This is a genomic window from Edaphobacter sp. 4G125 (genome assembly GCF_014274685.1).
In the GTDB taxonomy this organism is placed as follows: Bacteria; Acidobacteriota; Terriglobia; order Terriglobales; family Acidobacteriaceae; genus Edaphobacter.
Genome location: NZ_CP060393.1, coordinates 726891 through 751752, shown reverse-complemented (window position 1 = coordinate 751752; position 24862 = coordinate 726891). Strand labels below are relative to the sequence as shown.

Below are 24862 nucleotides of genomic sequence, written 5' to 3'. Positions count from 1 at the left end.
ATTTCAAACTGGTATCCACCTACGCGCAGGTCCGTTCCTGGAGACAACCCACCACCGAATACTGCGCTTCGGGAACTCTGGTTTCGAAGCCTTCCATCTCTCGTCGCAACTTCACAGCCAGAGCCTCCAGCCCGATTACCGACTCCTCAGCCATGCGACGAGGAATTTGCAGGATACTTTCAGCACAGACGAGGAGTGCTGCCTGCCTTCCAACTGGAACCACAATGGCGCGCAGCGTCTCATCCAGGGAAACCACCATGCTATTGGCTCCGACCGGCACGCCTCTCCATTCCTGGTTGCTCCAACTCTCGGCTACGGCCCGTATCGCAGAGTCCATGCCTTCACTCGCCATCAGCCGATACCGACCCGCAGAATCACTGGACAGCATCGCCACCCGCCAGAACGGACTGCGCGACGCCACCACTGCGCAGACCCGACGCGCCAGCTCCGGAAGGTCCTCCTCGCCATTCATCCTGGTATCCAACCGCAGATAGGCTTCGATCTCCTCCCGTCCGCGACGCTCTCGTACGCGCTCCGTCTGGGCCGCCATCCAATGACGCCAGGCAGTCCATAACAAACCAGCAAAACCCAGCAGAACAAGACCATATATTTCTTGCCATTCCGTGAGCATCAACCAAACCTCCGCCTGAAGCGTCTATTCTGTTGAGGGGAACCCTGTCGACTCGACCAACTCTCCTCGCACTGGAGCACCGAATTCGATGAAGCTCGCTTCGCCCCTCTTCGCCAGCATTCTCGCAGCGTCTCTTGTCTCCGGATCGGCAATCTTTCCGTCCGCCTTCAGGTTTGTCCCAAAGTGGAACGCAACAGTGCACGCTGCGGAAGAGGAAGGGTTCGGACCTCTCGATCCTGCGCCCCCCTCGAACATCACCGTCGACGAGATCATCAAGAAGTTTGGGGAACGCGAATCGGCCTTCAACCGCGCCCGCGACAACTACATCTTTCGCCAGACCGTAAAGATCCAGACCATCTCGGACGACACTGGCAAACCCGACGGCGAGTACTACCAGGTCACCGACATCACCTTCGACAAACAGGGTCGTCGCGAAGAGCATGTCGTCTTCGCCCCACAAACCACGCTCGAACGCGTCATGATGTCGCCTGTTGACTTCGACGAGATCCAGCACCGTCTTCCCTTCGTCCTCACCGCCGAAGAGATGCCCCAGTACGACATCAAGTATCTGGGCCGCCAGCGCGTCGATGAGCTAGACACCTACGTCTTCGAGGCTGGCCCCAGGACTCTCGAAAAAGGCAAACACTACTTCCAGGGCAAGGTCTGGGTCGACCAGCAGGACTTCCAGATAGTCCTCATCAACGGCCAGACGGTTCCGCAGGACACACGCAGAGGCCACGAGGACTTGCAGCCGCCCTTCACCACCTACTACGAGCAGATCGACGGAAAATACTGGTTTCCTACTTACACCAAGGCTGAAGGAGTCCTGCACTTCCCGGCGGCAAACGGCAACATGCGGCAGGACGTGCACATGCGCAACATCGTTCGCTACACCGACTACAAGCAATTCCGCGCCACCAGCCGCATCATCTACAACGGCGAGGACATCACCAACAATCGCGCTCCGGATGACCAGAACAACCAGAATGGTAAGGACAAGGCCCAACCAGCTACCGCGCCAAAGTAGGTTTTGCCCCACGTTCGCCGGCTAAGAGAGATTTATCCGACGTCAAGAATATTTTTGGTCGTACCAATTCTCTGGTAGCATGGCTGCGCATGAACTCCATCAACTCTGCCCGCCGCGACCTGTTGAAGCTTGGTGGCACGGCAGTAGCGGCTGCCGCAGCAGCCGCTACTGCCGTGCCGTCCGTCCACGCTGCTCCTCGATCCTCTGCAGCTTTTCCGGCAGGGGCCATCTTCGACATCCGCTCCTTTGGAGCTGTCGGTGATGGAAAAACCGTCGATTCGCCCGCAATCAATAAGGCCATTGAGGCAGCAGCCGCAGTTGGTGGAGGCACCGTCTTCTTCCCGGCTGGAACCTGGCTCTCTTTCTCCATCCGGCTCAAGAGCCACGTCTCGCTCTTCCTCTCCCAGGGCTGTATCATCGAGGCGGCGGCTTCCCCGCTCCCTGGACAGACCACTGGCTATAACGGTGGCACTTACGATACCGCCGAACCTAACACCGCCTGGGACCCCTACCAGGACTATGGTCACAATCACTGGAAGAACTCTCTTCTCTGGGGCATCGATCTTCAAGACATTTCTATCACTGGCCCCGGCCTGATTTACGGCAAAGGGCTCAGCTTCGGTGCAGGACCCGGTCGTCCTCCCGGAGCACCGAAGACCACTGGCTTCGGCCCAGAACGCCTGTCGGGAACCCCAACGCCACCTCCATCCCGGCCGTCTCGCGGTGACTATCCCATGTATCAGGCCGAACAGCCCGGAGTCGGCAACAAAACCATCGCGCTCAAAAACTGCCGCAACGTTATCTTCCGCGACTTCTCCATCCTTAAGGGAGGACACTTCGGCTTTCTGCTCACCGGCGTCGACAACCTGACCATCGATAACATCACCATCGATACCGACCGTGACGGCATCGATATCGATTGCTGCCGCAACGTCCGCGCCTCCAACTGCTACGTCAACTCGCCCTGGGACGACGGCATCTGTCCAAAATCCAGCTACGCACTCGGCTACTCTCGCGCTACCGAAAACATGACGATTACGAACTGCTACGTCGCCGGTTCGTACCAACTTGGGGCGATGCTCGATGGAACCTATAAGAAGATTCCCGCCGATGCCCCTCGCGTCGCACGGAACGGCCGCATCAAGTGCGGAACAGAATCCAACGGCGGCTTCAAAAACATCACCATCTCAAACTGCGTCTTCGACAGCTGCATGGGACTGGCACTCGAGAGCGAAGACGGAGCGCTCTGCGAGGACATCGCCATCTCGAACATCACCATGCGCGATGTCGTCAGCGCGCCATTGTTCTTCCGACTTGGCGCTCGCCTGCGCGGTCCAAAAGAGAGCACGCAGGTCGGCACACTACAACGCATCATGGTCGATAATCTCGTCAGCTATAACACCGGCTCCCACATCTCATCCATCCTCAGCGGAATCCCAGGCCACGCTATTCAGGATGTCAAAATCTCTAACGTCTATATCCAACATCAGGGCGCAGGAACTGCGGACGATGCAAAAATTGTCATGCCTGAAAAAGAAAATGCCTATCCCGATCCTGGCATGTTCGGGCACACGACACCGTCGCAGGGCTTCTTTCTACGTCATATCGACCGTCTGGAGATGAGCCACGTCGAAGTTGCTCCAGGCACCCCCGACGCGCGCCCCAGCTTTTATCTCGACGGGATCAATCGCGCCGATTTCATTGCCGTTACTGCTCCCACAACCCCTGCGGCCTTCGCACTCCACAAGGTTACCGATCTTCGTATCGCCCTCAGCCGCGCCGCGAAAGATACGCAACTGGCAACTGCTGATGATCAGACACTCTAGCCAAAGTAAAGCAAAGGCGCTTATCTCCGGAGATAAGCGCCTTTGCTTTTACTCCAATGCCTCATTCACATCGCGAACCAGATTCCGGAGATAGCTTCTCTTATTGAGCAGCGCCACCATCGCACCCAGCGTAGAGGTCTTCTGCGCCTGATCGCCTGCATCAACAGCCTTGTCCCATCGCGCCCACAGATTCTCAAGCTCAGCCTGAGTCTCCAACATGCGCGCATCAAAGGTGTCCTTAGCTGTCAGTAGATCGCGGCGTAACTCAGGCTCATCTTCGCCCATCTGCTTGGCCATGCGCATCTCCTGCAACTGCATGTTCAACTCGAAAACTTCTTCCAGCAATTCAGGAGGAACGACCTGCTTCTTTTCGCCACCACTCTGTCGCGCTGCATCGGTCGCAGCCTTCGACTGCTCCTCCAGTTCGATGCCCTGCAACTTGAGCAGATACTGTGTCCGCAGAATTGGGTCTTTGAGCGCGCGATAAGCATCGTTCAGCAACGAGGATTGGCGCAACGCCTCTTCCTGCTCTGCCGCCGGGCGCGAGGCGAAGCGATCTGGATGCAGCTTGCGACTCAGCGAATAAAATTGCTTCTCCAGTGCGGCGGTATCGACGGTCAGCTTCTCAGGAAGAGAAAACACCTCAAAGTAGTTCATACTTCATTATCCTTCAGACATCAGGAAGCTCTCCACCAGGCGCACAGCTTCACCAGCAATCGAATCGTCACTTCCCGTGCCAGCAAGCCAGTGCATCTCCTCATCGCGGCGAAACCACGTCATCTGGCGCTTGGCATAGTTCCGATGTCCCTGCTGCGCCTGCGCCACGGCCTCTTCGCGGCTGATCTCATCGGTCAGCACGGCAGCGGCTTGAGCGTATCCCAACGAACCCAGTGCGCGACATTCGCGACCATAACGCTCGATCAGGCGTGAGGTCTCTTCGATCAATCCACGATCGAACATCGCAGCGGCGCGCTGATTGATCCGTTCATACAGCAGCGGTCGTGGAGGATTAAGCCCCAGACGAAGAATGCGATAGCCCGTAAGCTGATCGCGTCCGCGTTTCCACTGCTCCGTCATCGGGGCCTCGCTCAACGAGACCTCAATCGCACGAATCACCTTCGGGACATCATTGGGATGAATTGCCTCTGCAGCCTCTGCATCCAACCGCTTAAGCATCCGATGCAGATACGCCGCGCCACGTTTTTCTACTCGTTCGCGCAAGCGCTCTCGCAACTCCGGCCTTGCAGTAGGAGCGGGAAATAATCCATCGATCAATGCGCGGAGATATAGCCCGGTCCCGCCAGCCACGATTGGAAGTTTTCCACGCTCAGTGATGCTGCGGAGCGCCTCACGCGCCAAACGACTGTAATCCCCCGCCGTCACCTGCTCATCAGGACGCGCAATATCAATCATGTGATGCGGCACCAAGGCCCGTTCTTCAAAGCTGGGCTTCGCCGTACCGATCTCCATCTCGCGATACACCGCGACGGAGTCGCAGGAAATAATCTCGCCTCCGAACCGTTCCGCCAGCCGGATCGCCAGGCTGGTTTTCCCGCTTGCCGTGGGGCCAGCCACCACAATCATGGGTACGTCTGCCTGCTTCACCACAGCCTCCACCATCCTGCGGGAAAGACATGATGTACCCCGGCACGCAGGATGCTGAACAAGAGAACGCCAAAGGCCAGCAACACGAGTCCACGAACCTGACGGCGACGCTCCAGTTGGAGTCGCTCCGTATAATCCTTCATGCGGGAGAACGGTGCGGCCATCGGACGGGGCTACTCCGCTGGTCTCTTATTGACGAGGTAGTGAATCCGCAACTCAAGGTTCGGGCCGCGGAACTCCTTCGGCAACGGAGGAAACTGACCGACTCCGGTGATTGAGCCCCAGGCAGCACGGTCCAGCGCTTGGTCCTGTGTCGAACCATCGAGATGCATCGAACCGATGCGGCCGTCGGGAAGGATCGAGAAGCGGATCAGCGTCTCGCCCGACTTGTTCAGCGGCGGCCGGGCCTCCTCGGGAATCAGCGGAAGCCAGGTGTTATAGATCTGTCGCAGGATGCGACGGAGATAGGGGTTGAAGTCGACCCCCATCGTATCGGACAGGATGTCGACACCAGTGTTCAGGCCCTGATGCTCGACTGGAATGCCTGCACCATAGTTCCCTCCCTGGCCACGGTCCTGAGCTGCCTGCTGTGCAGCCTGACGAATCGCGTCTCCTGCAGACATGCTCTGGCGACCGAAGTCAGGTCGCGTCGGAGCCGGCTTTGGAGCTTCCACAACAGCCTGCTGCGGAGGATGCTGCGGCAGAGGCTGCGGTGCTGGAGGTTGAGGCTGTTGCTGGACCTGTTGTTGCGGCTGCGGCTGCGGTACGGGAGCAGGAGGAGCTGTTGTCGCTCCGGGAGATCCAGCCTTACGCATCGCTTGCAATTGTTCCAGCGTCTTGCGATCGATGGTCGGTTTCGTGGTCTGCTGGACGCGGTCCTTGTCGCTGATGACGTTGCTCGGCTTCTTCGGAACCTGCTTACTGATGTCCTTCGGCATATCCAGATAAGTGAGCTGCTTGTCGCGCTCCTTCAGGACATCCACCGGATTGATGAGTCTCGGTTGATGGAAGATCACCTGCGGGCCATAGAGGACGAACCACCCAATCGCCAGCCAGATAATGATCGAGATGTAGACAGCTTCACGGAACCGCGCGCGGGCGCGTTCGTCATCCAGCGCATCCAGAAGATGAATCAGCTCATGCTCTTCGAGGTCACCATAGCGGTTCGTCCGCACCCGGGTCGGAGGAGTCGGCGGAGCGGCGTTGGGCGGGGTCTCGAGAGATGGCATCGGGTTATCTGGTCAGACGGCTGGTGAACGCTAAAGTTTCTGTTACTCAAACAGATGCTTCCCCGGCCTCCCACGGGGCCAGACGGTTCTCTCTATTATTTTCTCATTATTTACAAACTCCCTACAGCCCTTCTGCCTTGAGATATCAAAAGATTTCAAAGGATTTCGTTATGGCAATTTCCCTGTAGGGGGAGAGCGGAAGATAGACCGTTCACGCCGTTTTTCCTCACGAAAAACGGCATTTGCGAATGCTTCAGGACATTACAATGACAGGGGAATTGCCCTAGACTGGCTGGATGAGCACAGGATTCTCCCCGGAGACGAAGGCGCTGGTTCTCACCGTCAGTGACCGATGCTTTCAAGGCACTCAGAAAGATCTCTCCGGCCCTGCTGTCCTCGATTTGCTGGAACGGGCCGGAATTGCAGCCATCGAACGGGGGATCGTACCGGATGAAGTCGAAACCATCTCCAAAGCCCTGCAAAAAGCTGCGGAAGGAGCCAACCTGATCGTCACGACGGGAGGCACGGGGCTTACAGCCCGCGATGTGACTCCGGAGGCCACCCGCCTGGTCTGCGACCGCATTATTGAAGGGCTGGCAGAGCGGATGCGGGCCGAGGGAGCCAAACAGACTCCTTTGGCAGCTCTAAGCCGTGCCGTTTGCGGTACGCGAGGCAGCACCCTGATCGTCAATCTCCCGGGAAGTCCTGCCGGAGCGCAGAGCTCTCTCGAAGCCATCCTGCCGCTGCTGCCTCATGCGCTCGATCTCCTCAATGGACGGACCGCGCACGACCATACCCAGGCATCACAGGTAAAATAGAAGAATCCCGTGAAGATCTCCCCGGTTGCTCTCTTTCATAAGTGGAACGCTGCCATGCTGGCAGCCATGGCCCCATTCGGCGCCTGGGGCATCGGTGCGATCTCAATCATCGATTCCGCCGCAATCCCGATGCCGATCGATGCGCTGGTCATCGACTACATCGCCCACGACCATGCTCGCGTTGTTCTTTACTGCTTTATGGCAGCACTGGGTTCTGCCATCGGCAGTTTGTTGCCTTTCTTCCTGGGACGAGCCGGAGGGGAGCTCTTCCTGCTCAAGCGGATCAACCGCCAACGTTATGAGGAGCTTCGCGACCGCTTCGAACGCCAAGAATTCCTGGCCATCATGATTCCGGCCATGATGCCTCCGCCGATGCCGGTTAAGCTCTTCGAGTTCGCCGCCGGTGTCTTCGAAATGAAGACCGTCTGGTTCTTCTGTGCCATCCTGCTTGGCAAGTTCCTCCGCTTCATGGTCTGGGGCATCATCACCATCCTGTACGGCCCCAAGATCGTCAGCACGATCAGCGCGGCCATGCACGATCACCTGGGATATGTCCTGATCGTCGCCGGCATCATGGTCGGCCTGATTGCCATCTGGGTCACCCGCAAGATCTTCGACCGGCGTAAAGGCGTCCCGCTTCCAATCGAAGAAGAAAACGATATTCCCGACTAAGGCCTCAAGAGAGTCGAACAGAAACATCGCTCAGATACCACTGCACTCACGATGTGAACAGAAGAGCAATGAAAAGCCTCAGTAAAAACTGAGGCTTTTCATTGCCCCGAACACCAGTCTGCCGCCGCTAGGAGACAGTTCTTCACTACTGACGATTAGTGCACTATCGGGGCAGAGGGAGTCTTTGCCGGGATGAAGGCTGCGCGTTCGAGTTCGCAGCCTGGTTCGTGGCTGGCGCAGAGTTATTGCCTCCATTGGCCATCGCAGTCAGATCCGACTGCAAATACTTTGGCGAGCTGACATATCCGTGGACATGATCCTTGGTGATGCTATTGATAATGATCTCAACTGGGCGCTGGCTGTCGGGCTGATAGAACATCACGGGCTGGTAGAGATTGACATGCTTCTGAGACAGGTTGCGATCGTCCACCATTAACTGCAGATCGGCATACTGGTGCTTGGTGTTCGCCTTTCTTAGGCTGATGCTAAGCGGGCCTTCGCGCTGGAACTGCTTGGATTTCTGGAGATCAAACTCAGAGTAATTGCGCTCGCCCTTCTTCTCCAGCACGACAAGCTCATCATGGGTGCGCGCAATCGATCCGGTCAGCTCCGTGCTCGTGCTGGCCAGATTATTGCGGGTATCCTCGATCTCCTTGCCTTGGGCATCGAGCTGCGATTGCAGCTTTTTGAAGCGGACGTCCTGGGCACTGGCAGTATGAGCTGCACGAGGACGGCCGGTCGTTGCCGCGACGGAAGGTGCAGCCTTTGCTTCGTTGCTTACGGCAAGCGCATTTACCTTTGCGGTAAGCGCATCCATCTGGCCCTTCGTGGCGCTGAGTTGGGCGGTTACCTGACTATTCTGTGCTTCCAGGGTTTGCGCTTGTGCTGCCAAACTCTGCGCGCTGTGGTGCTCATGTACCGCGTAGCCAATGCCTGTTCCCGCGATAACCAATGCAACGATATAAGGGGCCACGCGCTTCGCAATCGGCGCAGCCCCAGTCATAAGGGAATCTTCCATGACGTGCCTCCAGAGACGCTTCCTTCCATGGCAAAAAGCACGTTCGGTTCCAAGTTACTGAAACTGCAAGTCATTGGCTGTCTGTGGGTTCCAGTTTATGAAGTCATGAGACCTCGGGCAGAAAATTCCCGACCGCCAGAAATTCTTGCTGGCCGACGAGACAACCTTTGCTTCTCCCCACTCGTGTCATTCGAGAGGTTCCCAGGACGAAACCCTTGTCAAGCCCAAAATCGGGCTAAGTTACTCATTTCGAAATAGATCTCAACTGCAAATTGTCCCGTCTGCATTCGCTACAATAGAAATAGAAAGAATTAAGCAGAAGTAGCAGGTCCTTAGAAATAGGCTCCGGATGATTCGGAGCTTTTCTTATGCACCGATCGAGAGAACCTTTGGCATAGAAGTCCAGGGCTAAGTCAAATCGATAGAATACTTTGCGCCAAAATGGGGGGGGGGGGGGGACATGACCGACTTCCTCCAAGAACAAAGGGCTGTGGCAATCGCCACAGCCCCCATTAATCTCTCTAGAAGATTACGCTGGTCGCTGGCTATGAAGTCCTTCACGAACCGTGGCAGCGATATCGCGGGCCAGGGCAGGAAGTCCAAAGAACGCACCTGCCGTGATCGCGGTCGACATCAGGTCATTGGCATAGAACGGAATTCCTGCAACGTAGCAGGCGCCGAGTCCAGCCGCTGTGTGTGGATACATCATGCTACCTGCCCAGACTGCAAAGTTGCTCAGTAGGAAGAATGAGGTCGAGGTTGCCAACACTGCTCCGGCGACGCGGAGGAACGTCGACTTGCCAGCCAGCGCCTGGTGGCCAAGCAGGATCACCGCCGCATACCACACCCATGTGGCGAGATATGCGCTGACATGGAAGGGGTAGTTATAGACAGAGGTGGTGAGGTAGTAGTCCGTCACCATCAGCGCAAGCACCGCAGCTACGGTATGCCAGCGACCGCGCCGCGCACCAAAATAGAGCAGTCCACCACCGACAGCGGTAAAGCCCACGCTGGTGGTCAGGAACATATGGGGCAGAATCCGGCTCAGGATGGCGATGAAAAGTGCAAAGTAGGCGCTCATAAAAACCTCGGTCTCTCATTTTAGCCGAGCGAAGGCCCAGATGCGTATAGCTGCTCACAAAAGCTACTGCTGGACCTTTCCATCCATCTCCATGCGTTCGACCCTACGATCGTCGTTGACGATCACCGTCCCGGAGAGAGGTGTCTGCCTGCGGTCAAGGTCGCGGCCAAAGATGGGCGTGTTGTAGACGAAGCGAAGATCGCGGAAGAGGACCGTCGTCATGCCATCGGAATCGGCCCCCATATCGTTCACCAACGGATACTGCGACCAATCCAGATAGATCCGGCCAAACCAGCTTCGCTTGGCCACGAGGGTGGAAAGCGTCGTGGGTGGCTTACGGAAGACATCGGCCTCGGGCGAGGAGCGAATCTCACCGTTGAACAGGTTGACCGTCGAGACCTGATACATGAGAGGCGTCTCAACCAATGTCTGCCAGAGGAACGGATTGATGGGATAAGGATCGGCCGTAATCCGCACGATTGGATCGGTAGTAGCTTCACGGGTCAGTTCGATGGCCTTCTGGCGCTCGATGACTCGCCAACCCCAGAACGCGACGATGCCGACAAGAGCTGCGATCGCCCATCCTCGTCCCCGATAAGGTCTGCGACGAACCCCCACCTCACTACTGACCAGTCCGAATAGCGCCGGAGCCACCAGTGCAATCAGCAGAAGAAGAAGGATGACTGGTTCGATGATGAAGACGAATGAACCTGCATACCAACGCGGATTGAAGGGGAAGAACAGACGCACACCATAGTTGTTGGTCCAGTCGAGCAGAATGTGCGAAAGCAGAGCGATAACGGAAAAGAGGTATAGCAGCCCCCAGCGAACAGGCGCAAGGTTCGATGCCCGCCCGACAGCGGCCCCACGCGACGAACGCCATCGCCGAAGTAGCCTGTGGCCGCCCCAGATGACGCCCACCACGACCGCGGCTTCAAAGGGAATACCCACCAGCGTGTGGGTCCACCCACGATGATGCTCAAATGCTGCAACCGGTCCTTTGCCCCCCCAGAGGACATCCAGATCGGGAGCTTCGGCGGCGAGCGTCATGGCCAGCGTTGCATATGCAGCCTTCCGATTGAATCCGGCACGGGAGAGAACAGCGCCGGTCATAAAGTGCGTGACAGGGTCCATGAGGATTCCAGCATATCGCGGCGGCTAGGAAACTAGCAGGGAGTAGATCACCAGAATCCACGAAACCAGCACTAAGGCGATGCGTACACGATGCAGGCGCTCCCACCGCGTGCTCTCTGGAAGCCATCTCTCAAGCGGAGCGTCTTCTCTGAGCGCAGCAATGCGCTTAGCGATGGGAACCAATGCAAAGATCGACATGACGATGATGAAGACCCAGAGAATCGTCGCCGCCAACAAAAGGGAAAATACTGCTCGACCGCGATGAACAAAGGTCTCTGCCGCGAAGAGAACGAGGCAGAGGATATACCAGAATGGCATCACCCAGCCCAGCAGGCCCGCAAAGAGGCTCTGGGCGCGCGTCTGGGCGGTTGCGTCCAGCTTTCGCATCACGGGATTGATAAAGAGCGATACGGTCAGCTCGTTGCCGGCCAGCAATCCGGCGAAGACAATAGTGAAGATGTCGAGAAGATGCATAACATCAAGCCTCCTGGAATGTGTTCTCTCTTGAGAGTCGCGGCCTGTGCAAGATGACGCATAAAGACAGGCTGACAAATTTGTCTGTAGAAGGGATAGGAACAGATGCCGGTATCCAAAAAAGAGATCTCTCCGTGCCCGATCGATGCCATGCTCTCGGTGATCGATGGCCGCTGGAAGGGCACTATCCTTTGGCGACTCCTGGATGGACCGATGCGCACCGCCGAGCTAGGACGAAGCATTCCTCAGATCACGGAGCGGATGCTGATCCGGCACCTACAGGAGCTGGTACGCGATGGCATCCTGGTGCGGACCGAAGAACAGGGCGGACGCCACGTGCTCTATTCCATCTCTGATTACGGCATGACCCTGCTTCCGGTATTGGAACAGATCTGCGCCTGGGGACGTGTTCATCTGGCCCGTCTCGAAACGCATGCGCAATAAATCCAGCAGTAAATCTGTTTTCGCTATGCTGGATAGATGCCTCTGCCTTCTTCTGAAACAGAGATCGACGCCTTTCTTGCGGCGTTCGAAGGATGCACCCTGCCCAAAGCAGAGTGGACCCACGCGGCGCATCTTCTGACGGGCGCTTGTTATGTGCATACACTCGGCCGAGAGGCCGCGATTGCGAAGATGCGTTCCTGCGTACGGCAGTACAACGAGTCGGTCGGCGGAAAGAATACGTCGACCAGCGGATACCACGAGACCATCACCGTGATGTGGATTCGCCTTCTGGACCATCTCCTTCGCGAGAGCGCATCGATGCACCGAGCGAAGTTTGCGGCATTGGCCGTAGAGCGATTCGGCCCACAACGCGATATCTTTCGCGAGTACTATGACTTCGATCTACCGGGTTCGACTGAGGCGCGTATGCACTGGGTTGAGCCTACGCTGAAGGCACTGGATTAGTCTCTGCATCCACTGCCGAGCGCTCTCTATAATCGTCGCTATGGCTCACGTACCCACAGCTGAAGAACAGATTCAGTCGCTGCGCGAAGAGATTCACCACCATGAGCATCTTTACTACGTTCTGGACTCTCCTGAGATCACCGATGCGCAGTACGACGCACTGATGAACCGGTTGAAGAAGCTGGAGGAACAACATCCTGAGCTGATTACCCCGGACTCTCCTACGCAACGAGTGGGCGGCAAGCCGCGTGAGGGCTTCGCCAAGGTTGCGCACTCACGGCCAATGCTCTCGCTCGATAACGCTTATAACGAAGAAGAGCTACGAGCATGGGATCAGCGCGTTCGAGCCGGCCTGCCGTCTTCAGAAACTCTGCGTTATGTTTGCGAACTAAAGTTAGATGGCCTCTCCCTGGCTCTGCAATACGGCGCAGGCGCGCATGAATCGGCGCATCTGGAGCGCGGCCTGACTCGGGGTGACGGCACGACGGGCGAGGATGTGACGACGAATGTCAGAACCATCCGTTCGGTGCCGCTGAGTGTTGCAGCAAAGAAGCTCCATACTGCACATCTGCCCCAAAGCTTCGAGGTGCGTGGCGAAGTCGTGCTGCCGCAGGCGGCCTTCGTCAAAATGAACGAGGAGCGTGTTGCTCAGGGGCTTGCTCCTGCAGCAAATCCACGTAACGCTGCTGCAGGGACGATTCGCACACTGGAACCGAACATTGTGGCGCAACGTCGGCTCGATTTCTACGCCTATTTCCTGTTGCGGGATGGAGAGACTCTGCTTCCGACGCATACTGAAACGCTGGAGGCATTGAAGACAGCTGGCTTTCGCGTGAACCCGCATGGGGCGACGGCAAAGAACATCGATCAGGTGATTGAGTTCATCGCCAAAGCGGAGCCGTTGCGCGAGACGCTCGGATACGAGATCGATGGCGTTGTGATCAAGGTGGATTCCACTGCACAGCAGCGTCGTTTGGGATTTACGGGCAAGGCTCCTCGCTGGGCGATCGCCTATAAGTTCGCGGCACGAGCAGGAATCACCAAGCTCGAAGACGTGCTCTTTCAGGTAGGAAGAACGGGCAAGGTTACTCCTGTTGCTGCGCTGACTCCGGTGTTGATTGGAGGCACGACTGTCACACGCGCCACGCTCCACAATGCTGATGAGATCGAAAGGCTCGGCGTCAGGATTGGGGACTTCGTGCAGGTGGAGCGCGGCGGGGACGTTATCCCCAAGATCGTCTCGGTCATAGACGACAAAGAGCATCCACGCGGAAAGAAGGAAATAGTCTTCCCCTCCGTATGTCCGGTTTGCGGAAGCGAGCTGATGAAGGTTGAGGGCGAGGTGGACTGGCGATGCGTTAACAGTTCTTGCCCAGCGCGTGTTCGAGAGGAGCTGTTGCACTGGTCTGCACGGAGTGTGATGAACATCGAGGGGCTCGGCGATGCCATGGTGGCACAGCTTCTGGGGCAGAACCCGACTTTCGATGAAGGTACGGAAGCTGTGACCGAAGAGGGTGCACCGATTACGACGCGCAAGCCGCTGATCCACACTATTGCGGACCTGTATCGCCTGAAGCGCGAGCAGCTTCTGGGATTGGAGCGCGTCGGCGAGAAGACTGCCGATGCCCTGCTGGCTGAGATCGAGCGATCCAAAGCAGCTGGTCTGGCCCGCGCTCTGTTGGGGCTTGGGATTCGGTTTGTCGGTGAGCGTACAGGACAGCTGCTGGCGCAGCACTTCGGCTCGATGAAGGCCCTGCGCGAGGCTTCGGCAGAGGAATTGGAGGCTGTCAATGAAGTTGGCCCCAAGGTCGCCCAGGCCATCGTGGAGTTCTTCGCTGTAGAAAAGAACCTTCAACTCATCGACGATCTGGAATCACTTGGTTTGAAGATGACAGCCGAAAAGCGCGTCGTCGGCACGACACTGGAAGGGCTGACCTTTGTGCTGACTGGAACCCTGCCAAACCTTACTCGGGATGAAGCAAAAGAAAAGATTGAAGCTGCGGGCGGAAAGGTTTCAGGAAGCGTCAGTAAAAAGACGGACTACGTTGTCGCGGGAGAAGAGGCCGGCTCAAAACTCGAGAAGGCACAAGCACTTGGGGTGAAGGTGGTGGACGAGGTAGGTCTTCTGAAACTGCTGAATGGCTAACCACCGTAATTGATTATGATGGTTAGCTGTCGAGCGGCTTTATTTCAATCAATTCTGAAATATCGTTGGCCGACAGAGCGATAGGCTTTAAGGGTGAACGAAAAGTATTCGATTGCGTCGATTGCGGCTCTGCTTGCCGACCCATCACGAGCGGCGATGTTATCGGCTCTTCTGGAAGGGCGAGCATTTTCAGCAGGCGAACTGGCCAAGGCTGCGAATATCTCGGCCCAGTCAGCGAGTATGCATCTGGCCCAGTTGCTCCATGGCAATCTGGTGTCGGTCGATGCGCAGGGGCGCCATCGTTATTACCGCATTGCCTCGCCAGAAGTGGCTCACGCCATGGAAGCCCTGGGCTGTATTGCACTGGCGCCAAATCAGAAACCTGCGCGAAACCACGATCCTATTCGATATGCGCGAACCTGTTACGACCACCTTGCCGGTTTTCTGGCGGTAAAGCTGACCGGAGTTCTCGAAGAGAAAAAGTGGCTCACGCGGACTCAGGAAAACGATTTTGAGGTGACCTCTGCCGGAGAAGAGTTCTTTGAAAGCTGGAAGATTAACGTACAGCAACTTCGGACCGGTCGCAGGGTCCTTGTGCGCCGATGCCTGGACTGGACAGAGAGGCGCGATCACGTTGCAGGCGCGCTGGGCGAGGCAATCTGTCAGAGATTGCTTTCCTCACGCTGGATCGTTCAGGAAGGCAGTAGCCGCGCCGTGCGCCTTACCGCGCTTGGGGTACGGAACCTTGAGCCATTGTTCCTACAAAACGGTTCTGAGGAAACCATCCTGCGCGTGGGTAATCGTTCCTCCGACAGGAGATAGGCGCAATGCCGAATCATGAACTCCCCTTTGTCACAATCTCTCCTAAAATCCTGTACTTCGGGACACCAGTCGCGCTCATCAGCACAGTGAACGATGACGGTTCCGCAAACCTGGCACCGATCTCATCTTTCTGGGCACTGGGATGGACTGTGACGCTGGGATTGCTGAACGATACTCAGACGCTGCGGAATTTTGAGCGGCAATCCGACTGCGTGATTAATCTGCCGACACCGGAGATGTGGGAGCAGGTCGAGCGTCTGGCTCCTCTCACCGGCCTGAATCCGGTTCCGGAGAAGAAGCGAGCAAAATTCCAATACGAGCCTGACAAATTTGCCGCGGGATTCTTTACATCGCTGCCATCGGAGATGGTTTCAGTCCCACGCGTGAAGGAGTGCCCTGTGCAGATGGAAGCAAAGTTGCGGAAGATTCACGTTCTAGATGGAGAGGAACGTCTGATTGAATTAGGCGGCGCTGCTGCTGTTGAGGTTAAAGTGGTTCGAGTCCATGTCCGGGAAGACCTGGTGCTGCACGACAACTACATTGCACCTGATCGGTGGCAGCCGCTGATCTATAACTTCCGGCATTATTTTGGACTCGGACGTGAACTAGGCAAAACCTTTCGAGCTGAGATCTAGTCGAATTCGCACTGCACGCCAAAGCAGGTATCGAGAATTACTTTGCGGCATCTTCGATCTCTTTCCACTCCTCTGCGCTGAGCTTCACGTTACCCGCGCCGATGTTTTCTTCAAGGTGCTCCAACGAAGAAGTTCCGGGAATTGGAAGGATGACGGGCGAGCGGTGGAGCAGCCAAGCGATCGAGAGTTGAGAGACGGTAGCGTTATGACGTTTTGCTGCGGCCGCGAGCGCTCCGCCGGGCTGCGTCAGCTTACCGGCTGCGACGGGGAACCAGGGGATAAAAGCGATGTCGTTTTTCTCGCAGTAGTTCACCACATCTTCGTGTTTGCGGTCGGAGAGATTGTAGAGGTTCTGCACGCTGATGATCTCAATCACCTTGCGAGCCTGATCGATCTCGTGCGGCTTGACCTCACTGAGACCAACGTGGCGAATCTTACCTTGCTCCTGAAGCTGCTTGATGACTCCAAGCGACTCCTCTACTGGAACTTTGGGGTCGATGCGATGAAGCTGCCATAGATCGATACGTTCGACCTTGAGTCGACGCAGACTCATCTCGACCTCTTGCTGCAGGTATTCGGGACGACCGACAGGGAGCCAGCGATCAGGTCCCTGGCGGGTAAGACCGGCCTTGGTGGCGATGACGACTCCCTTCGCATAGGGCGCAAGTGCCTCGCCGATGAGACGCTCGCTGACCTCCGGACCATAGGAATCCGCCGTATCGATAAAGTTCACACCGAGTTCGACCGCTCGACGAAGAACCTTTTTCGCATTCTCCGGATCCTGCGGTTCACCCCAGATCCCTTTGCCGGTGATGCGCATAGCTCCGAATCCGAGACGATGGATGGGCAGATCGCCGCCAAGCTGAAAGGTTCCACTTGCCTTTGCGTTTGCCGCAGCTTTTTGAGTAGCCATAGAGATTGGATGCACTCCATCGTTCGAACGATTATGAGGGCTAGAGGTGCATAGTTTCGCCCTCAGCTAAGACGCGAATTTTATCGCTGATTCCGAGGCGAGCGGCTTCGGCCTGAAGGCGTTGAAGCGGCTCGTCCATCGGCTCGCGACCCAGCCGGAAGGTGCCATAGTGCATGGGGACCATCCAGTGTGAACCCATCTCGACGAATCCGCGCACGGCCTCTTCCGGCGAGGTGTGAACAGTCCGGTAAGTGTCCGGAAAGTAAGCTCCAATCGGCAGAAGAGCGACCGCAGGCGCCAGGCGGCTACCGATCTCGGCAAAGCCGTTGAAGTAGGCGGTATCGCCAGAGTGGTAGACCGAATGGCTGTCCTTCTGAAGCACGTAGCCGCCATAGCCCCGGTGGGTGTCATTAAACATTCGCGCGCCCCAGTGGCGACAAGGTGTCATGGTGATACGAAGACCAGCAGCTTCAATCTGCTGCCACCACTTCATGGTGTAGGTATGGCGGAAGCCAAGTTGAGAGACGAGGTCATCGACACCATGCGGAACAACAACCTCGGGGCCACGGCCTCTAAGACGGCGCGTGGCACGGATCACCTTTCGCAGTGAAGCGATGTTGAGGTGATCCATGTGTGCATGGGTAATCAGAACCAAATCAATGGCAGGAAGCTGCTCGGGAAGAACTCCGGGGCGACGCTGGCGGCGCAGCACCACAAGATTGGTGGCAAAGACCGGGTCGATCAATATGTTTCGACCGCCGATCTGGAGAAAGAAGGAAGAGTGACCTATGAAGGTAATGCCCAGCTCTTGTGGAGTCACGAGAGAAACAGGCTTCGATTCTCCCTGCAAAGGCTGTTGATGGCTCTCTCGAACCAGACGCCAGAGCTGCCCCGCTTTCGTAACGGCAAAGGGTCTTCGCCGCCATAACCTGCTTACGGTTCCTTGTTGCGGACTCACTTTTATTAGACGTCCCTCATCGTCGATGAGATGCGACCTGCAAAGCTTCTCGCCACATTTATGATTCCCGAGGAAATCCTACATCTTATTTTCGAGGAGATATTGCAAGCACATCAAAAGATGAGGAACTAACCATCGCTTCCGTAAATCCCCTCTCTGAGAATTCCTCTGGTCCGCTGCAACAGCGGATTTGGGATTACGTTTCACAATCGCCACTGCGATCACTGTGGAGCCTTGAATGGGTTCCGCCAGCAGTGATCGTCCGGTGTACATTGAGACGGCTACGGCAGAAAAGAGCCTGACCGCGAAGAAGGACTACAATCTTCACGGTACTTCATGAATCTCTACGTCTCTGTTCTTGCAGTCATTGTCTTTACTCTGCTTACCGTTTCGCTGGCCCGCCTGGGCAAGGTGAAGACCAAGGCAGACTACCTCGTTGCCGGGCGATCCCTGCCGGCCTTTGTGCTGATCTTTACACTACTGTCGTCGTGGATCGGCTCCGGATCGCTGCTTGGAGGCGCAGAAAACGCCTATAACCACGGCTTTGTTGCCTTGTGGCAGGCTGGTGGAGGATGGGCAGGTCTGCTGCTGATCTACTTCATCGCTCCTCGCGCACGGAAGTTTGCCCAGTTCACGATTCCCGACCTGCTGGAGGCACGTTATAACCAGACTGCTCGCGTGTTGGGAGTGATTGCAATCCTACTGACCTACACGGCGATTACGAGCTATCAGTTCATCGGCGGCGGCGACATCCTGCACCTGATCTTTCCCGATCTCGTCACTCCGATTCTTGGCCGATATATTCTTGCGGCCTTTGTGATCGTCTTCACGATGATCGCGGGAATGTCTTCGGTGGCTTATATGGACTTGTTCATCGGATTGCTGGCAACAGCGACGATGTGCCTTGCACTGCCGGTGTTGATTCATCGGGCTGGCGGATGGCCGGCAGTCCATGCAGCCTTGCCAGAGACGCACTTTCAGGTTCTGGGTGATCTCAGCTTTATCCAATGTATGGAGCTTTTCCTGCCTACTTGCCTGCTGCTACTGGGTAATCAGTCGATGTACCAGAAGTTCTTTTCGGCGAAATCGGAGAAGGACGCACGGACTGCCGTCGTGGGATGGATCATCGGAACGGTGATTCTGGAAACGGTGATTGTCGCAATTGCTGTCACCGGGTCGGCCCTGTTTCCGACCGGCGAAGTTAGCAAGGCACCGCGAGAGATTCTGGCTTACTGCGGAATGCACGGTTTCGGAGATGCCTCCCCTGCTCTGCGCCTTCTTGGGGCGCTGCTGATGGGAGCAATCTTCGCCAAGATTATCTCGACGGCGAACAATTGGCTCTTCTCGCCTGCAACAAATCTGGTCAACGATATCTACGTCCGTTATGTGAATCCAAAGGCTTCCAATAAAAAGATCTTGATCGTAAGCCGATTGATGGTTGTTCTGCTTGGTGTCTGGGCACTGTTTCAATCCCTGGGAACGGAATCGGTGCTGAAGAAGGCGCTCTACGCCTATACGATCTACTCGGCAGCGCTGACCCCGGTGATCCTGGCAGCATTCTTCTGGCGTCGCGCGACGGCAGCAGCTGCAGTGGCCAGTATTGCAGTTGGAACGGTAGTTACGGTTTCGTGGGAGTTTGTGTCTCCCCATCTACCTGCCGCAATCGGACATCGGGATGCGATCTTTCCAGCATTAGTCGCCTCGCTGATCTGCCTGGTCGCAGTGAGCCTAACAACCACCGCGCCAGACTCGCAGCAACTCAAACCCTTCGGCGTGGAGTAGCAGAAAAGCTTCGCCCTGCGTGGAGAGTGACTCCAGTCGTTGACAATCCATGCGCCCACATGATGCTGTTACTGCATACATTGATCGTTTTAATTCAGGAATCTGGGCCTTCAGACGATAGATCGTCTTACGCCTGAAAGAGGGGCGATGAATATTAATCTTCTGCCTGACCTGGCAGCAATGGCCACGTTACTGGCGATTTTGTATTTTTTGCGACGACGCCATCTCCAGGAAGGCGTCGGGCTGTGGTTTGTCGGCCTGCTTTTTATCTTTCTGGAAGCACTTGCTCATGCTTTTTATACGGTTTCGGGACCACGGCATATCCCGTCGCATATCATCGCCCTCGATTCCTATCTAGCCGCAGGCATCATCTTTCTCTGGGCAGCATCGAAAGAGCTTTTCCCTCGCCGGGCGACCCTGATCTATCTGGTCGCCAATACTCTGGCGCTGGCAGCGCTTCAGACGACCTATGCGCTGGATGTGCGCCGTCCGGTTCCATACCAGGTGATTGCGGTCGGCGGTTTGATCATCGGTCTGGCAACGCCGGTCTTCCTGTGCCGCGGTCTACGACTGAGCAAGGCGTGGTGGTTGGTCTTCGCTCAGATCGTACTGTGGGTTTCGGTTTGGACCTATGCATCAAACCTGATGTTTCGAGACGCGGCGTACACTGCGCTGTTTCTGCTTTATCTTGTAACGGCCATCGTCTTCGGCCTTAGCCTACCTCGAGGAAGTCTGGGCAGGATCGCGATCGTTCTGGGATTTGTAGTCTGGTCGCTAGTCTTCTTGTTTCATTCCTGGGTCTCGAACCGCCCCCAATACATCGATTTCGCTTCCGAGATATGGGACTGGCAGAAGTTCCTGGTAACGATTGGCATGCTGCTGGTGATGTTGGAACGCCAGGTCGCCAGCAACGAGTGGTTTGCGCTACACGATCAGCTGACCGGTCTGCCAAACCGGCGCTACTTCGAAAACAAGCTGGATGAGGCGGTTCTACAATCTCAGCGCACCGGGATGCGGATTGCAGTCCTGATGATTGACCTGAATGGCTTCAAAATCATCAATGACACGTATGGACACGAGATCGGGGACCGGTTGTTGCAGCATGTCGCACATCATCTACGCCGCGTGATTCGTTCCACTGACACTCTGGCGAGGTTGGGTGGCGACGAGTTCATCGTCATCGCCACAGATCTTCCGAAAGATATGCCATCTGAACAGATCGTAGAGATGACGACCTCCCGCATCCTCGAGGCAATCGAACGGCCCTTTCATACCGGAGGAGAGACATTCACAGTTGGAGGAAGCGTGGGTGTTTCGCTCTATCCAGACGACACCACGGATGAGGTCCTGCTGCGGCGACTGGCAGACCAGCGAATGTATCAACAGAAACGTCAGGTGCCTCTTACCTATGCCTGAAACGGTGAGGTAACTCTAAATTTCGGGGTAGAAGTCGAAAAAAGCGTCGAGGCTCATGCGGAGTTGCGCTTCGATCTGCTCGCGGCTTCCCTCAAGGACGTGCATCGTCACCTGCGCCTGATTACCATTCTTCAGTTCGATCGGAGCATCTCCCACGCGGGCGATCTCATCGGCGGGTAAAAGCCTCATTCCATAGACCAGTGTCAGATTTGCCATAGTTTTATTGTAGATGCGGCCCAGGAACCCACGGCGAGATCAGAGATCTGCATCTTTTTGGCTTCCCGCGCATTTACACTAAGAAGGCTTATGAGCGAAAACACGACTCGCGATACTGTCATCCTCGGCTCCGGATGCTCGGGGCTTACTGCTGCTATCTATACGGCCCGGGCCAATCTGAAGCCCCTGGTGCTGGAAGGACATGAACCTGGCGGTCAACTCTCGATCACGACCCTAGTGGAGAACTTCCCCGGCTGGCCGGAGGGTATCCAGGGCCCGGAACTGATCGAGAACATGAAGAAGCAAGCTGTCCGCTTTGGTGCTGAACTAAAGATGGCACACCTGAACTCCATCGATCTGACCAAGCGTCCCTTTACGTTGAGCATTGGCAAGGAGACGATCCATACCCGAACCGTGATCATCGCCTCGGGTGCAAGCGCTCGCTGGTTGAACCTTCCCAGCGAGCAGGCCCTGATCGGACACGGCGTCAGCTCGTGCGCGACCTGTGATGGCTTTTTCTTCTCCGGCAAGGAGATTGCCGTCATCGGCGGTGGTGATTCGGCGATGGAAGAGGCTCTCTTTCTGACGCGCTTTGCCACAAAGGTCACCCTGATCAATCGCAGTGAGCACTTCCGCGCTTCGAAGATCATGCTTGATCGAGCGGTGGCTCATCCACAGATCAAGTTCCTCACCAACACCGTAGTGGAAGAGGTCCTCGGTGTAGAGGAGAAGGACGTCAAAGGACTGCGCCTGAAGAACAGAGTCAACGGAGAAGAATCGACCCTTCCCGTCTCTGCGATGTTTCTTGGTATCGGTCACGAGCCGAATGCCAGGGCATTTACAGGAATGCTGGACCTCGATAACGACGGCTACATCCTCACCAAGAACAACGTCTTCACGACGAAGAATGGCGAGATCATTCCAGGCGTTTTTGCCTGCGGAGACATTCAGGACCGCCGTTATCGTCAGGCGATCACCGCAGCTGGATCAGGCTGCATGGCTGCGCTCGAGGTCGAGAAGTACCTCGAGGAACACGGTCACTGATCGCTCCACTGTACAGACTCACCGGGCCAGCCTTTTACGGCTGGCCTTTTTCATGCCGCAATAGAAACTCACTACAACGCTTCGCGAAAACCTTCCCGCCAACTGCTCCATCTCGGGGTCCAATGGAGTTCCGTCTTCGCCTTGGCATTCGAGACGCCGCGAATATCGTTCATCAGCGCTATAGCATGTTCTCCGACAACGATCTTTGCCAGCCAGTTGGCAAGATGCCGCGGCGGCTGTGCACCGACACATTGGGCAAGAAACGGCAGCCAGTCCACAACAGGCGCGGGATCGTCATCAACGATGTTGTAGATGCCTCGTTGTGCATGGCTGAGCGCAGCCAGAGTCGCTGTTGCAGCATCATGAAGGTGGATGAAAGACCACACTCCAGTTCCCTGACCCACGATTGGAACTTTGTGTTTACGAATTTCATCCACCATAGCGCCATCCTGGGCAATGGAACTGTGCGGGCCATAGAAGGGGCCGTAGCGAAGCACAATGCCGGTAAATCCCTGCTCGCGAAGAACCGTATGTTCAAGGGTTTCGATGGCATCCAGCGTGCTCTTCATCTGAGGAGGAGGAGTGGGATCGAGATTGTCCTCTTCTGTCTTAAGGGTGATTCCTCTGCGTGCATAAGGCCAACCCGCAAAGCTCTGTGCAATGAACCGCTCCACTCCTGTCCGCGCTGCGGCGGTGGCAAGGTTGCGCGTGCCTTCGGTGCGAAGCCGATTGGTCATCTCAAACTCACGCTCAAAGTGACGAAGATCGAGACGAGCGGGAATCGCTGTGAGCTGGTGAAGAACTGCCTGTGGCTTGATCTCGGCCATGCGGGCCTGAACGGCATCTGCATCCAGGGCATCCAGAACAACCGGTGTCGCTCCAAGAGACTGTACGAGGTCGCGATGTGCAGGATTACGAAAGGCTCCGAAGACTTCGTGCTGCTGCTGAACCAGCATAGGGAGGAGTGTTCGTCCCATAGCTCCAGATGCGCCGGCAAGAAGAATTCTCATGGGCGCTATTCTCCCACGCTTTGTGGCTCATGGGGAGCCGCAGCAGAAAAGAGATTATTTTGGCTCGTCCCGCTCCAGGAGCTCACGGGCCTCTTCGAGGCTGACCCCGCTGCCATCGACGATCAATCCATACTCGCCCGCATTATCCGGAACATGATGAACACCGTTGACGTTGTGACCTTTGGCCCGAAGAGTCTTTACGAGAAGTTCAATGTCGGTATCAAACATAACGAAATGGTTAGAGTACTTTACCGGGATTCGAGTTGCGCGTGAACAGAATTATAAAAGTTTGACCCATCGAAACTACTCCTACAGGGAAATAATGTTTCAAGTGGCAGCACGCGCGCTCCGCATACCTCGTTCCTTCTGTTTGCGTCGCACTTGCCGGCTGGCAACGAAGATCAGGCCAATAAATGTTCCGATCAATAGAAGCAGAGCGTAAATACCGTGCAGCTCCGGTACCTCGTTATAGAGCATCGCCAATCCGACGAAAACAAAGAGCAGATGTGTGCAGAAGACCTCCATCGAGGCGGCTCCCAGTGTCAGGAAAGGCTCGCGGGAGACGATGCGTTTGACGTACCTTCGCGACCAATAAAGCACCCCGGCGCAGGCCACGAGATTCACCATCCGGAGTGGCCCGATGCGCCACTTATCCAATGAGTAGCCAAAGGCCTGTGGTGTCACGTGCGGCCCAAGCCACTGGTGTCGCAAGGCAACAAAGAAGACGCAAAGCACAGCGCACAATGCCACCCACCCGCCTCGGATATGTCGAAGCGGATTTTCGCCCTCATCAGAGCGTGCGCCGATCCACAGCCCCGCAACCCAGAGCCACTGCCAGCTGAAGAGGTCGAAGGCCCCTGTCTGCTGCAGCGGAATGGGAAGGTGCGTTACCTTTACGATGATGTCGTGCACCAACACACGCAGACCAAACTGCGCCAGCACCCAGATAGTGAAGCTCGAGAGAACGATCGGCGTCCATCCCCTCCGCAGAGCAAGGTAAAGAATAAACGGGGTCAGCAGCAGAAACAGGACATACATCGGCAGGATGTCCAGCAATGGCGGGCAATAGATCAGTAACAGCGAGCCGATAATGGCGACAACCGGGTGTGCCAGATAGAAGTCCAATAGATTCGTCAGAGCAATCCGATGGTGCCGAACAGCAATCGCCGCCACTACCGTAAAAGCCACGGTGAGCATGAACAGGTGGTACTGATAAAGCCGGAAAGCGCGCTTCCACAAGGAGGCGCGGAGACGTTCAGGATCGCCCGCAGCTCTGCGCAAGTAGATCTGGCTTACCAGCATGGCCGAAAGCAGGACGAAGCCGTCCGCCGAGGTGACATAGCCGAAGGGAGTATTCACCAACTCGCTCATCCGTGTTGGCAGATGAGTGAGTGTCATCCAAACCAGAAAGAGGCCGCGTAGAGCATCCAGTTCAGGCCGGCGGACTGGCGCGAGGGCATGGAGGATCTCCGCCGATGAACTCTTACTCCTCATAA

Annotated in this window: 27 protein-coding genes; 12 read left to right on the top strand and 15 right to left on the bottom strand. The window is 56.3% G+C overall.

Annotation, left to right across the window (positions count from 1 at the left end; genetic code table 11):
- Window positions 1–19: 19 nt before the first annotated feature.
- Window positions 20–631: a hypothetical protein gene (locus H7846_RS03130; RefSeq protein ID WP_186695085.1), complete on the bottom strand. Its 612-nt coding sequence runs from the start codon at window positions 629–631 to the stop codon at window positions 20–22.
- Between the two features lie 88 nt (window positions 632–719).
- Here H7846_RS03130 and H7846_RS03125 point away from each other — a divergent pair, with 88 nt between their 5' ends.
- Entirely contained in the window at window positions 720–1658 is a 939-nt protein-coding gene (locus H7846_RS03125) for a hypothetical protein (RefSeq protein WP_186695084.1), read from the top strand.
- 89 nt (window positions 1659–1747) lie between these two features.
- Window positions 1748–3484: a rhamnogalacturonidase gene (locus H7846_RS03120; protein WP_186695083.1), complete on the top strand. Its 1737-nt coding sequence runs from the start codon at window positions 1748–1750 to the stop codon at window positions 3482–3484.
- Between the two features lie 48 nt (window positions 3485–3532).
- On the opposite strand, the gene hscB is transcribed toward H7846_RS03120, so the two are convergent.
- From hscB to H7846_RS03100, 4 genes are read right to left on the bottom strand one after another with little or no spacing between them, the layout of a single operon-like run.
- On the bottom strand, window positions 3533–4141 hold the full coding sequence (hscB, locus tag H7846_RS03115) for a Fe-S protein assembly co-chaperone HscB (RefSeq protein WP_186695082.1): 609 nt from the start codon (window positions 4139–4141) through the stop codon (window positions 3533–3535).
- Window positions 4142–4147: 6 nt separating this feature from the next.
- A complete protein-coding gene (gene miaA / locus H7846_RS03110; RefSeq protein ID WP_186695081.1) occupies window positions 4148–5104 on the bottom strand; it encodes a tRNA (adenosine(37)-N6)-dimethylallyltransferase MiaA in 957 nt (318 codons plus the stop codon).
- Window positions 5086–5253, bottom strand: coding sequence for a hypothetical protein (locus H7846_RS03105; protein ID WP_186695080.1), 168 nt, complete (start codon window positions 5251–5253; stop codon window positions 5086–5088). The genes miaA and H7846_RS03105 overlap by 19 nt, the downstream gene beginning before the upstream one ends.
- Before the next feature lie 9 nt (window positions 5254–5262).
- Entirely contained in the window at window positions 5263–6318 is a 1056-nt protein-coding gene (locus tag H7846_RS03100; protein ID WP_186695079.1) for a TonB family protein, read from the bottom strand.
- A gap of 296 nt (window positions 6319–6614) precedes the next feature.
- Here H7846_RS03100 and H7846_RS03095 point away from each other — a divergent pair, with 296 nt between their 5' ends.
- Together H7846_RS03095 and H7846_RS03090 are read left to right on the top strand one after the other, a co-directional pair.
- Window positions 6615–7136 carry a MogA/MoaB family molybdenum cofactor biosynthesis protein gene (locus H7846_RS03095; RefSeq protein WP_186695078.1) on the top strand — a complete coding sequence of 174 codons (522 nt, stop codon included), beginning with the start codon at window positions 6615–6617 and terminating at the stop codon, window positions 7134–7136.
- A 9-nt stretch (window positions 7137–7145) separates the two neighbouring features.
- Window positions 7146–7808: a YqaA family protein gene (locus H7846_RS03090; protein ID WP_186695077.1), complete on the top strand. Its 663-nt coding sequence runs from the start codon at window positions 7146–7148 to the stop codon at window positions 7806–7808.
- A gap of 163 nt (window positions 7809–7971) precedes the next feature.
- Here the strand turns inward: H7846_RS03090 and H7846_RS03085 are convergent, their stop codons facing one another.
- From H7846_RS03085 to H7846_RS03070, 4 genes are all read right to left on the bottom strand, one after another.
- On the bottom strand, window positions 7972–8826 hold the full coding sequence (locus H7846_RS03085; protein WP_186695076.1) for a hypothetical protein: 855 nt from the start codon (window positions 8824–8826) through the stop codon (window positions 7972–7974).
- A gap of 529 nt (window positions 8827–9355) precedes the next feature.
- Complete coding sequence (locus tag H7846_RS03080) at window positions 9356–9907, bottom strand: DUF6580 family putative transport protein (protein WP_186695075.1); 552 nt, start codon at window positions 9905–9907, stop codon at window positions 9356–9358.
- 63 nt (window positions 9908–9970) lie between these two features.
- Entirely contained in the window at window positions 9971–11041 is a 1071-nt protein-coding gene (locus H7846_RS03075; protein WP_186695074.1) for a metal-dependent hydrolase, read from the bottom strand.
- Between the two features lie 24 nt (window positions 11042–11065).
- Window positions 11066–11515 (bottom strand): anthrone oxygenase family protein, encoded by a 450-nt coding sequence (locus tag H7846_RS03070; RefSeq protein WP_186695073.1) that lies wholly within the window; start codon window positions 11513–11515, stop codon window positions 11066–11068.
- A gap of 105 nt (window positions 11516–11620) precedes the next feature.
- On the opposite strand from H7846_RS03070, the gene H7846_RS03065 reads away from it, so the two are divergent.
- The 5 genes from H7846_RS03065 (at window position 11621) to H7846_RS03045 (ending at window position 16027) form a co-directional block, all read left to right on the top strand.
- Window positions 11621–11959, top strand: a complete 339-nt coding sequence (locus H7846_RS03065; RefSeq protein ID WP_186695072.1) for a winged helix-turn-helix transcriptional regulator — start codon at window positions 11621–11623, stop codon at window positions 11957–11959.
- A 36-nt stretch (window positions 11960–11995) separates the two neighbouring features.
- Window positions 11996–12424: a hypothetical protein gene (locus H7846_RS03060; protein WP_186695071.1), complete on the top strand. Its 429-nt coding sequence runs from the start codon at window positions 11996–11998 to the stop codon at window positions 12422–12424.
- A gap of 40 nt (window positions 12425–12464) precedes the next feature.
- Window positions 12465–14570 carry an NAD-dependent DNA ligase LigA gene (gene ligA, locus H7846_RS03055; protein WP_186695070.1) on the top strand — a complete coding sequence of 702 codons (2106 nt, stop codon included), beginning with the start codon at window positions 12465–12467 and terminating at the stop codon, window positions 14568–14570.
- Window positions 14571–14663: 93 nt separating this feature from the next.
- Complete coding sequence (locus H7846_RS03050; protein ID WP_222597541.1) at window positions 14664–15392, top strand: ArsR/SmtB family transcription factor; 729 nt, start codon at window positions 14664–14666, stop codon at window positions 15390–15392.
- 5 nt (window positions 15393–15397) lie between these two features.
- Window positions 15398–16027, top strand: coding sequence for a flavin reductase family protein (locus H7846_RS03045; RefSeq protein WP_186695069.1), 630 nt, complete (start codon window positions 15398–15400; stop codon window positions 16025–16027).
- Between the two features lie 37 nt (window positions 16028–16064).
- Here H7846_RS03045 and H7846_RS03040 read toward each other — a convergent pair whose 3' ends face one another.
- Both H7846_RS03040 and H7846_RS03035 read right to left on the bottom strand, forming a co-directional pair.
- Window positions 16065–16940, bottom strand: coding sequence for an aldo/keto reductase (locus H7846_RS03040; RefSeq protein WP_186695068.1), 876 nt, complete (start codon window positions 16938–16940; stop codon window positions 16065–16067).
- A gap of 40 nt (window positions 16941–16980) precedes the next feature.
- Entirely contained in the window at window positions 16981–17898 is a 918-nt protein-coding gene (locus tag H7846_RS03035) for an MBL fold metallo-hydrolase (protein WP_186695067.1), read from the bottom strand.
- Window positions 17899–18234: 336 nt separating this feature from the next.
- Between H7846_RS03035 and H7846_RS03030 the strand changes: the two genes are divergently transcribed.
- A complete protein-coding gene (locus tag H7846_RS03030; protein ID WP_186695066.1) occupies window positions 18235–19680 on the top strand; it encodes a sodium:solute symporter family protein in 1446 nt (481 codons plus the stop codon).
- Window positions 19681–19827: 147 nt separating this feature from the next.
- Complete coding sequence (locus tag H7846_RS03025; protein ID WP_186695065.1) at window positions 19828–21096, top strand: GGDEF domain-containing protein; 1269 nt, start codon at window positions 19828–19830, stop codon at window positions 21094–21096.
- Between the two features lie 15 nt (window positions 21097–21111).
- Here the strand turns inward: H7846_RS03025 and H7846_RS03020 are convergent, their stop codons facing one another.
- Window positions 21112–21312, bottom strand: coding sequence for an allantoinase (locus tag H7846_RS03020; RefSeq protein ID WP_186695064.1), 201 nt, complete (start codon window positions 21310–21312; stop codon window positions 21112–21114).
- A gap of 90 nt (window positions 21313–21402) precedes the next feature.
- On the opposite strand from H7846_RS03020, the gene trxB reads away from it, so the two are divergent.
- Window positions 21403–22356 (top strand): thioredoxin-disulfide reductase, encoded by a 954-nt coding sequence (trxB, locus tag H7846_RS03015; RefSeq protein ID WP_186695063.1) that lies wholly within the window; start codon window positions 21403–21405, stop codon window positions 22354–22356.
- 71 nt (window positions 22357–22427) lie between these two features.
- Here trxB and H7846_RS03010 read toward each other — a convergent pair whose 3' ends face one another.
- The 3 genes from H7846_RS03010 to opgC form a co-directional block, all read right to left on the bottom strand.
- Window positions 22428–23366 (bottom strand): NAD-dependent epimerase/dehydratase family protein, encoded by a 939-nt coding sequence (locus tag H7846_RS03010; protein WP_186695062.1) that lies wholly within the window; start codon window positions 23364–23366, stop codon window positions 22428–22430.
- Window positions 23367–23420: 54 nt separating this feature from the next.
- The gene (locus H7846_RS03005; RefSeq protein ID WP_186695061.1) at window positions 23421–23594 is read right to left on the bottom strand and encodes a hypothetical protein; all 174 of its coding nucleotides are present in this window, start codon (window positions 23592–23594) and stop codon (window positions 23421–23423) included.
- A gap of 99 nt (window positions 23595–23693) precedes the next feature.
- Window positions 23694–24860, bottom strand: a complete 1167-nt coding sequence (opgC, locus tag H7846_RS03000; RefSeq protein ID WP_186695060.1) for an OpgC domain-containing protein — start codon at window positions 24858–24860, stop codon at window positions 23694–23696.
- Between the last annotated feature and the right edge of the window lie 2 nt (window positions 24861–24862).

Excerpts from the sequence above, each read along its gene's own strand:
- H7846_RS03010 (WP_186695062.1), bottom strand. The coding sequence starts at position 23,366 with ATGAGAATTCTTCTTGCCGGCGCATCTGGAGCTATGGGACGAACACTC.
- miaA (WP_186695081.1), bottom strand. The coding sequence starts at position 5,104 with ATGGTGGAGGCTGTGGTGAAGCAGGCAGACGTACCCATGATTGTGGTG.
- H7846_RS03020 (WP_186695064.1), bottom strand. The coding sequence starts at position 21,312 with ATGGCAAATCTGACACTGGTCTATGGAATGAGGCTTTTACCCGCCGAT.
- H7846_RS03065 (WP_186695072.1), top strand. The coding sequence starts at position 11,621 with ATGCCGGTATCCAAAAAAGAGATCTCTCCGTGCCCGATCGATGCCATG.
- H7846_RS03125 (WP_186695084.1), top strand. The coding sequence starts at position 720 with ATGAAGCTCGCTTCGCCCCTCTTCGCCAGCATTCTCGCAGCGTCTCTT.
- H7846_RS03070 (WP_186695073.1), bottom strand. The coding sequence starts at position 11,515 with ATGCATCTTCTCGACATCTTCACTATTGTCTTCGCCGGATTGCTGGCC.
- hscB (WP_186695082.1), bottom strand. The coding sequence starts at position 4,141 with ATGAACTACTTTGAGGTGTTTTCTCTTCCTGAGAAGCTGACCGTCGAT.
- H7846_RS03100 (WP_186695079.1), bottom strand. The coding sequence starts at position 6,318 with ATGCCATCTCTCGAGACCCCGCCCAACGCCGCTCCGCCGACTCCTCCG.
- H7846_RS03040 (WP_186695068.1), bottom strand. The coding sequence starts at position 16,940 with ATGGCTACTCAAAAAGCTGCGGCAAACGCAAAGGCAAGTGGAACCTTT.
- H7846_RS03105 (WP_186695080.1), bottom strand. The coding sequence starts at position 5,253 with ATGGCCGCACCGTTCTCCCGCATGAAGGATTATACGGAGCGACTCCAA.
- H7846_RS03045 (WP_186695069.1), top strand. The coding sequence starts at position 15,398 with ATGCCGAATCATGAACTCCCCTTTGTCACAATCTCTCCTAAAATCCTG.
- H7846_RS03005 (WP_186695061.1), bottom strand. The coding sequence starts at position 23,594 with ATGTTTGATACCGACATTGAACTTCTCGTAAAGACTCTTCGGGCCAAA.
- H7846_RS03085 (WP_186695076.1), bottom strand. The coding sequence starts at position 8,826 with ATGGAAGATTCCCTTATGACTGGGGCTGCGCCGATTGCGAAGCGCGTG.
- H7846_RS03075 (WP_186695074.1), bottom strand. The coding sequence starts at position 11,041 with ATGGACCCTGTCACGCACTTTATGACCGGCGCTGTTCTCTCCCGTGCC.
- H7846_RS03120 (WP_186695083.1), top strand. The coding sequence starts at position 1,748 with ATGAACTCCATCAACTCTGCCCGCCGCGACCTGTTGAAGCTTGGTGGC.
- ligA (WP_186695070.1), top strand. The coding sequence starts at position 12,465 with ATGGCTCACGTACCCACAGCTGAAGAACAGATTCAGTCGCTGCGCGAA.
- H7846_RS03030 (WP_186695066.1), top strand. The coding sequence starts at position 18,235 with ATGAATCTCTACGTCTCTGTTCTTGCAGTCATTGTCTTTACTCTGCTT.
- opgC (WP_186695060.1), bottom strand. The coding sequence starts at position 24,860 with ATGAGGAGTAAGAGTTCATCGGCGGAGATCCTCCATGCCCTCGCGCCA.
- H7846_RS03060 (WP_186695071.1), top strand. The coding sequence starts at position 11,996 with ATGCCTCTGCCTTCTTCTGAAACAGAGATCGACGCCTTTCTTGCGGCG.
- H7846_RS03025 (WP_186695065.1), top strand. The coding sequence starts at position 19,828 with ATGAATATTAATCTTCTGCCTGACCTGGCAGCAATGGCCACGTTACTG.
- H7846_RS03080 (WP_186695075.1), bottom strand. The coding sequence starts at position 9,907 with ATGAGCGCCTACTTTGCACTTTTCATCGCCATCCTGAGCCGGATTCTG.
- H7846_RS03095 (WP_186695078.1), top strand. The coding sequence starts at position 6,615 with ATGAGCACAGGATTCTCCCCGGAGACGAAGGCGCTGGTTCTCACCGTC.
- H7846_RS03130 (WP_186695085.1), bottom strand. The coding sequence starts at position 631 with ATGCTCACGGAATGGCAAGAAATATATGGTCTTGTTCTGCTGGGTTTT.
- trxB (WP_186695063.1), top strand. The coding sequence starts at position 21,403 with ATGAGCGAAAACACGACTCGCGATACTGTCATCCTCGGCTCCGGATGC.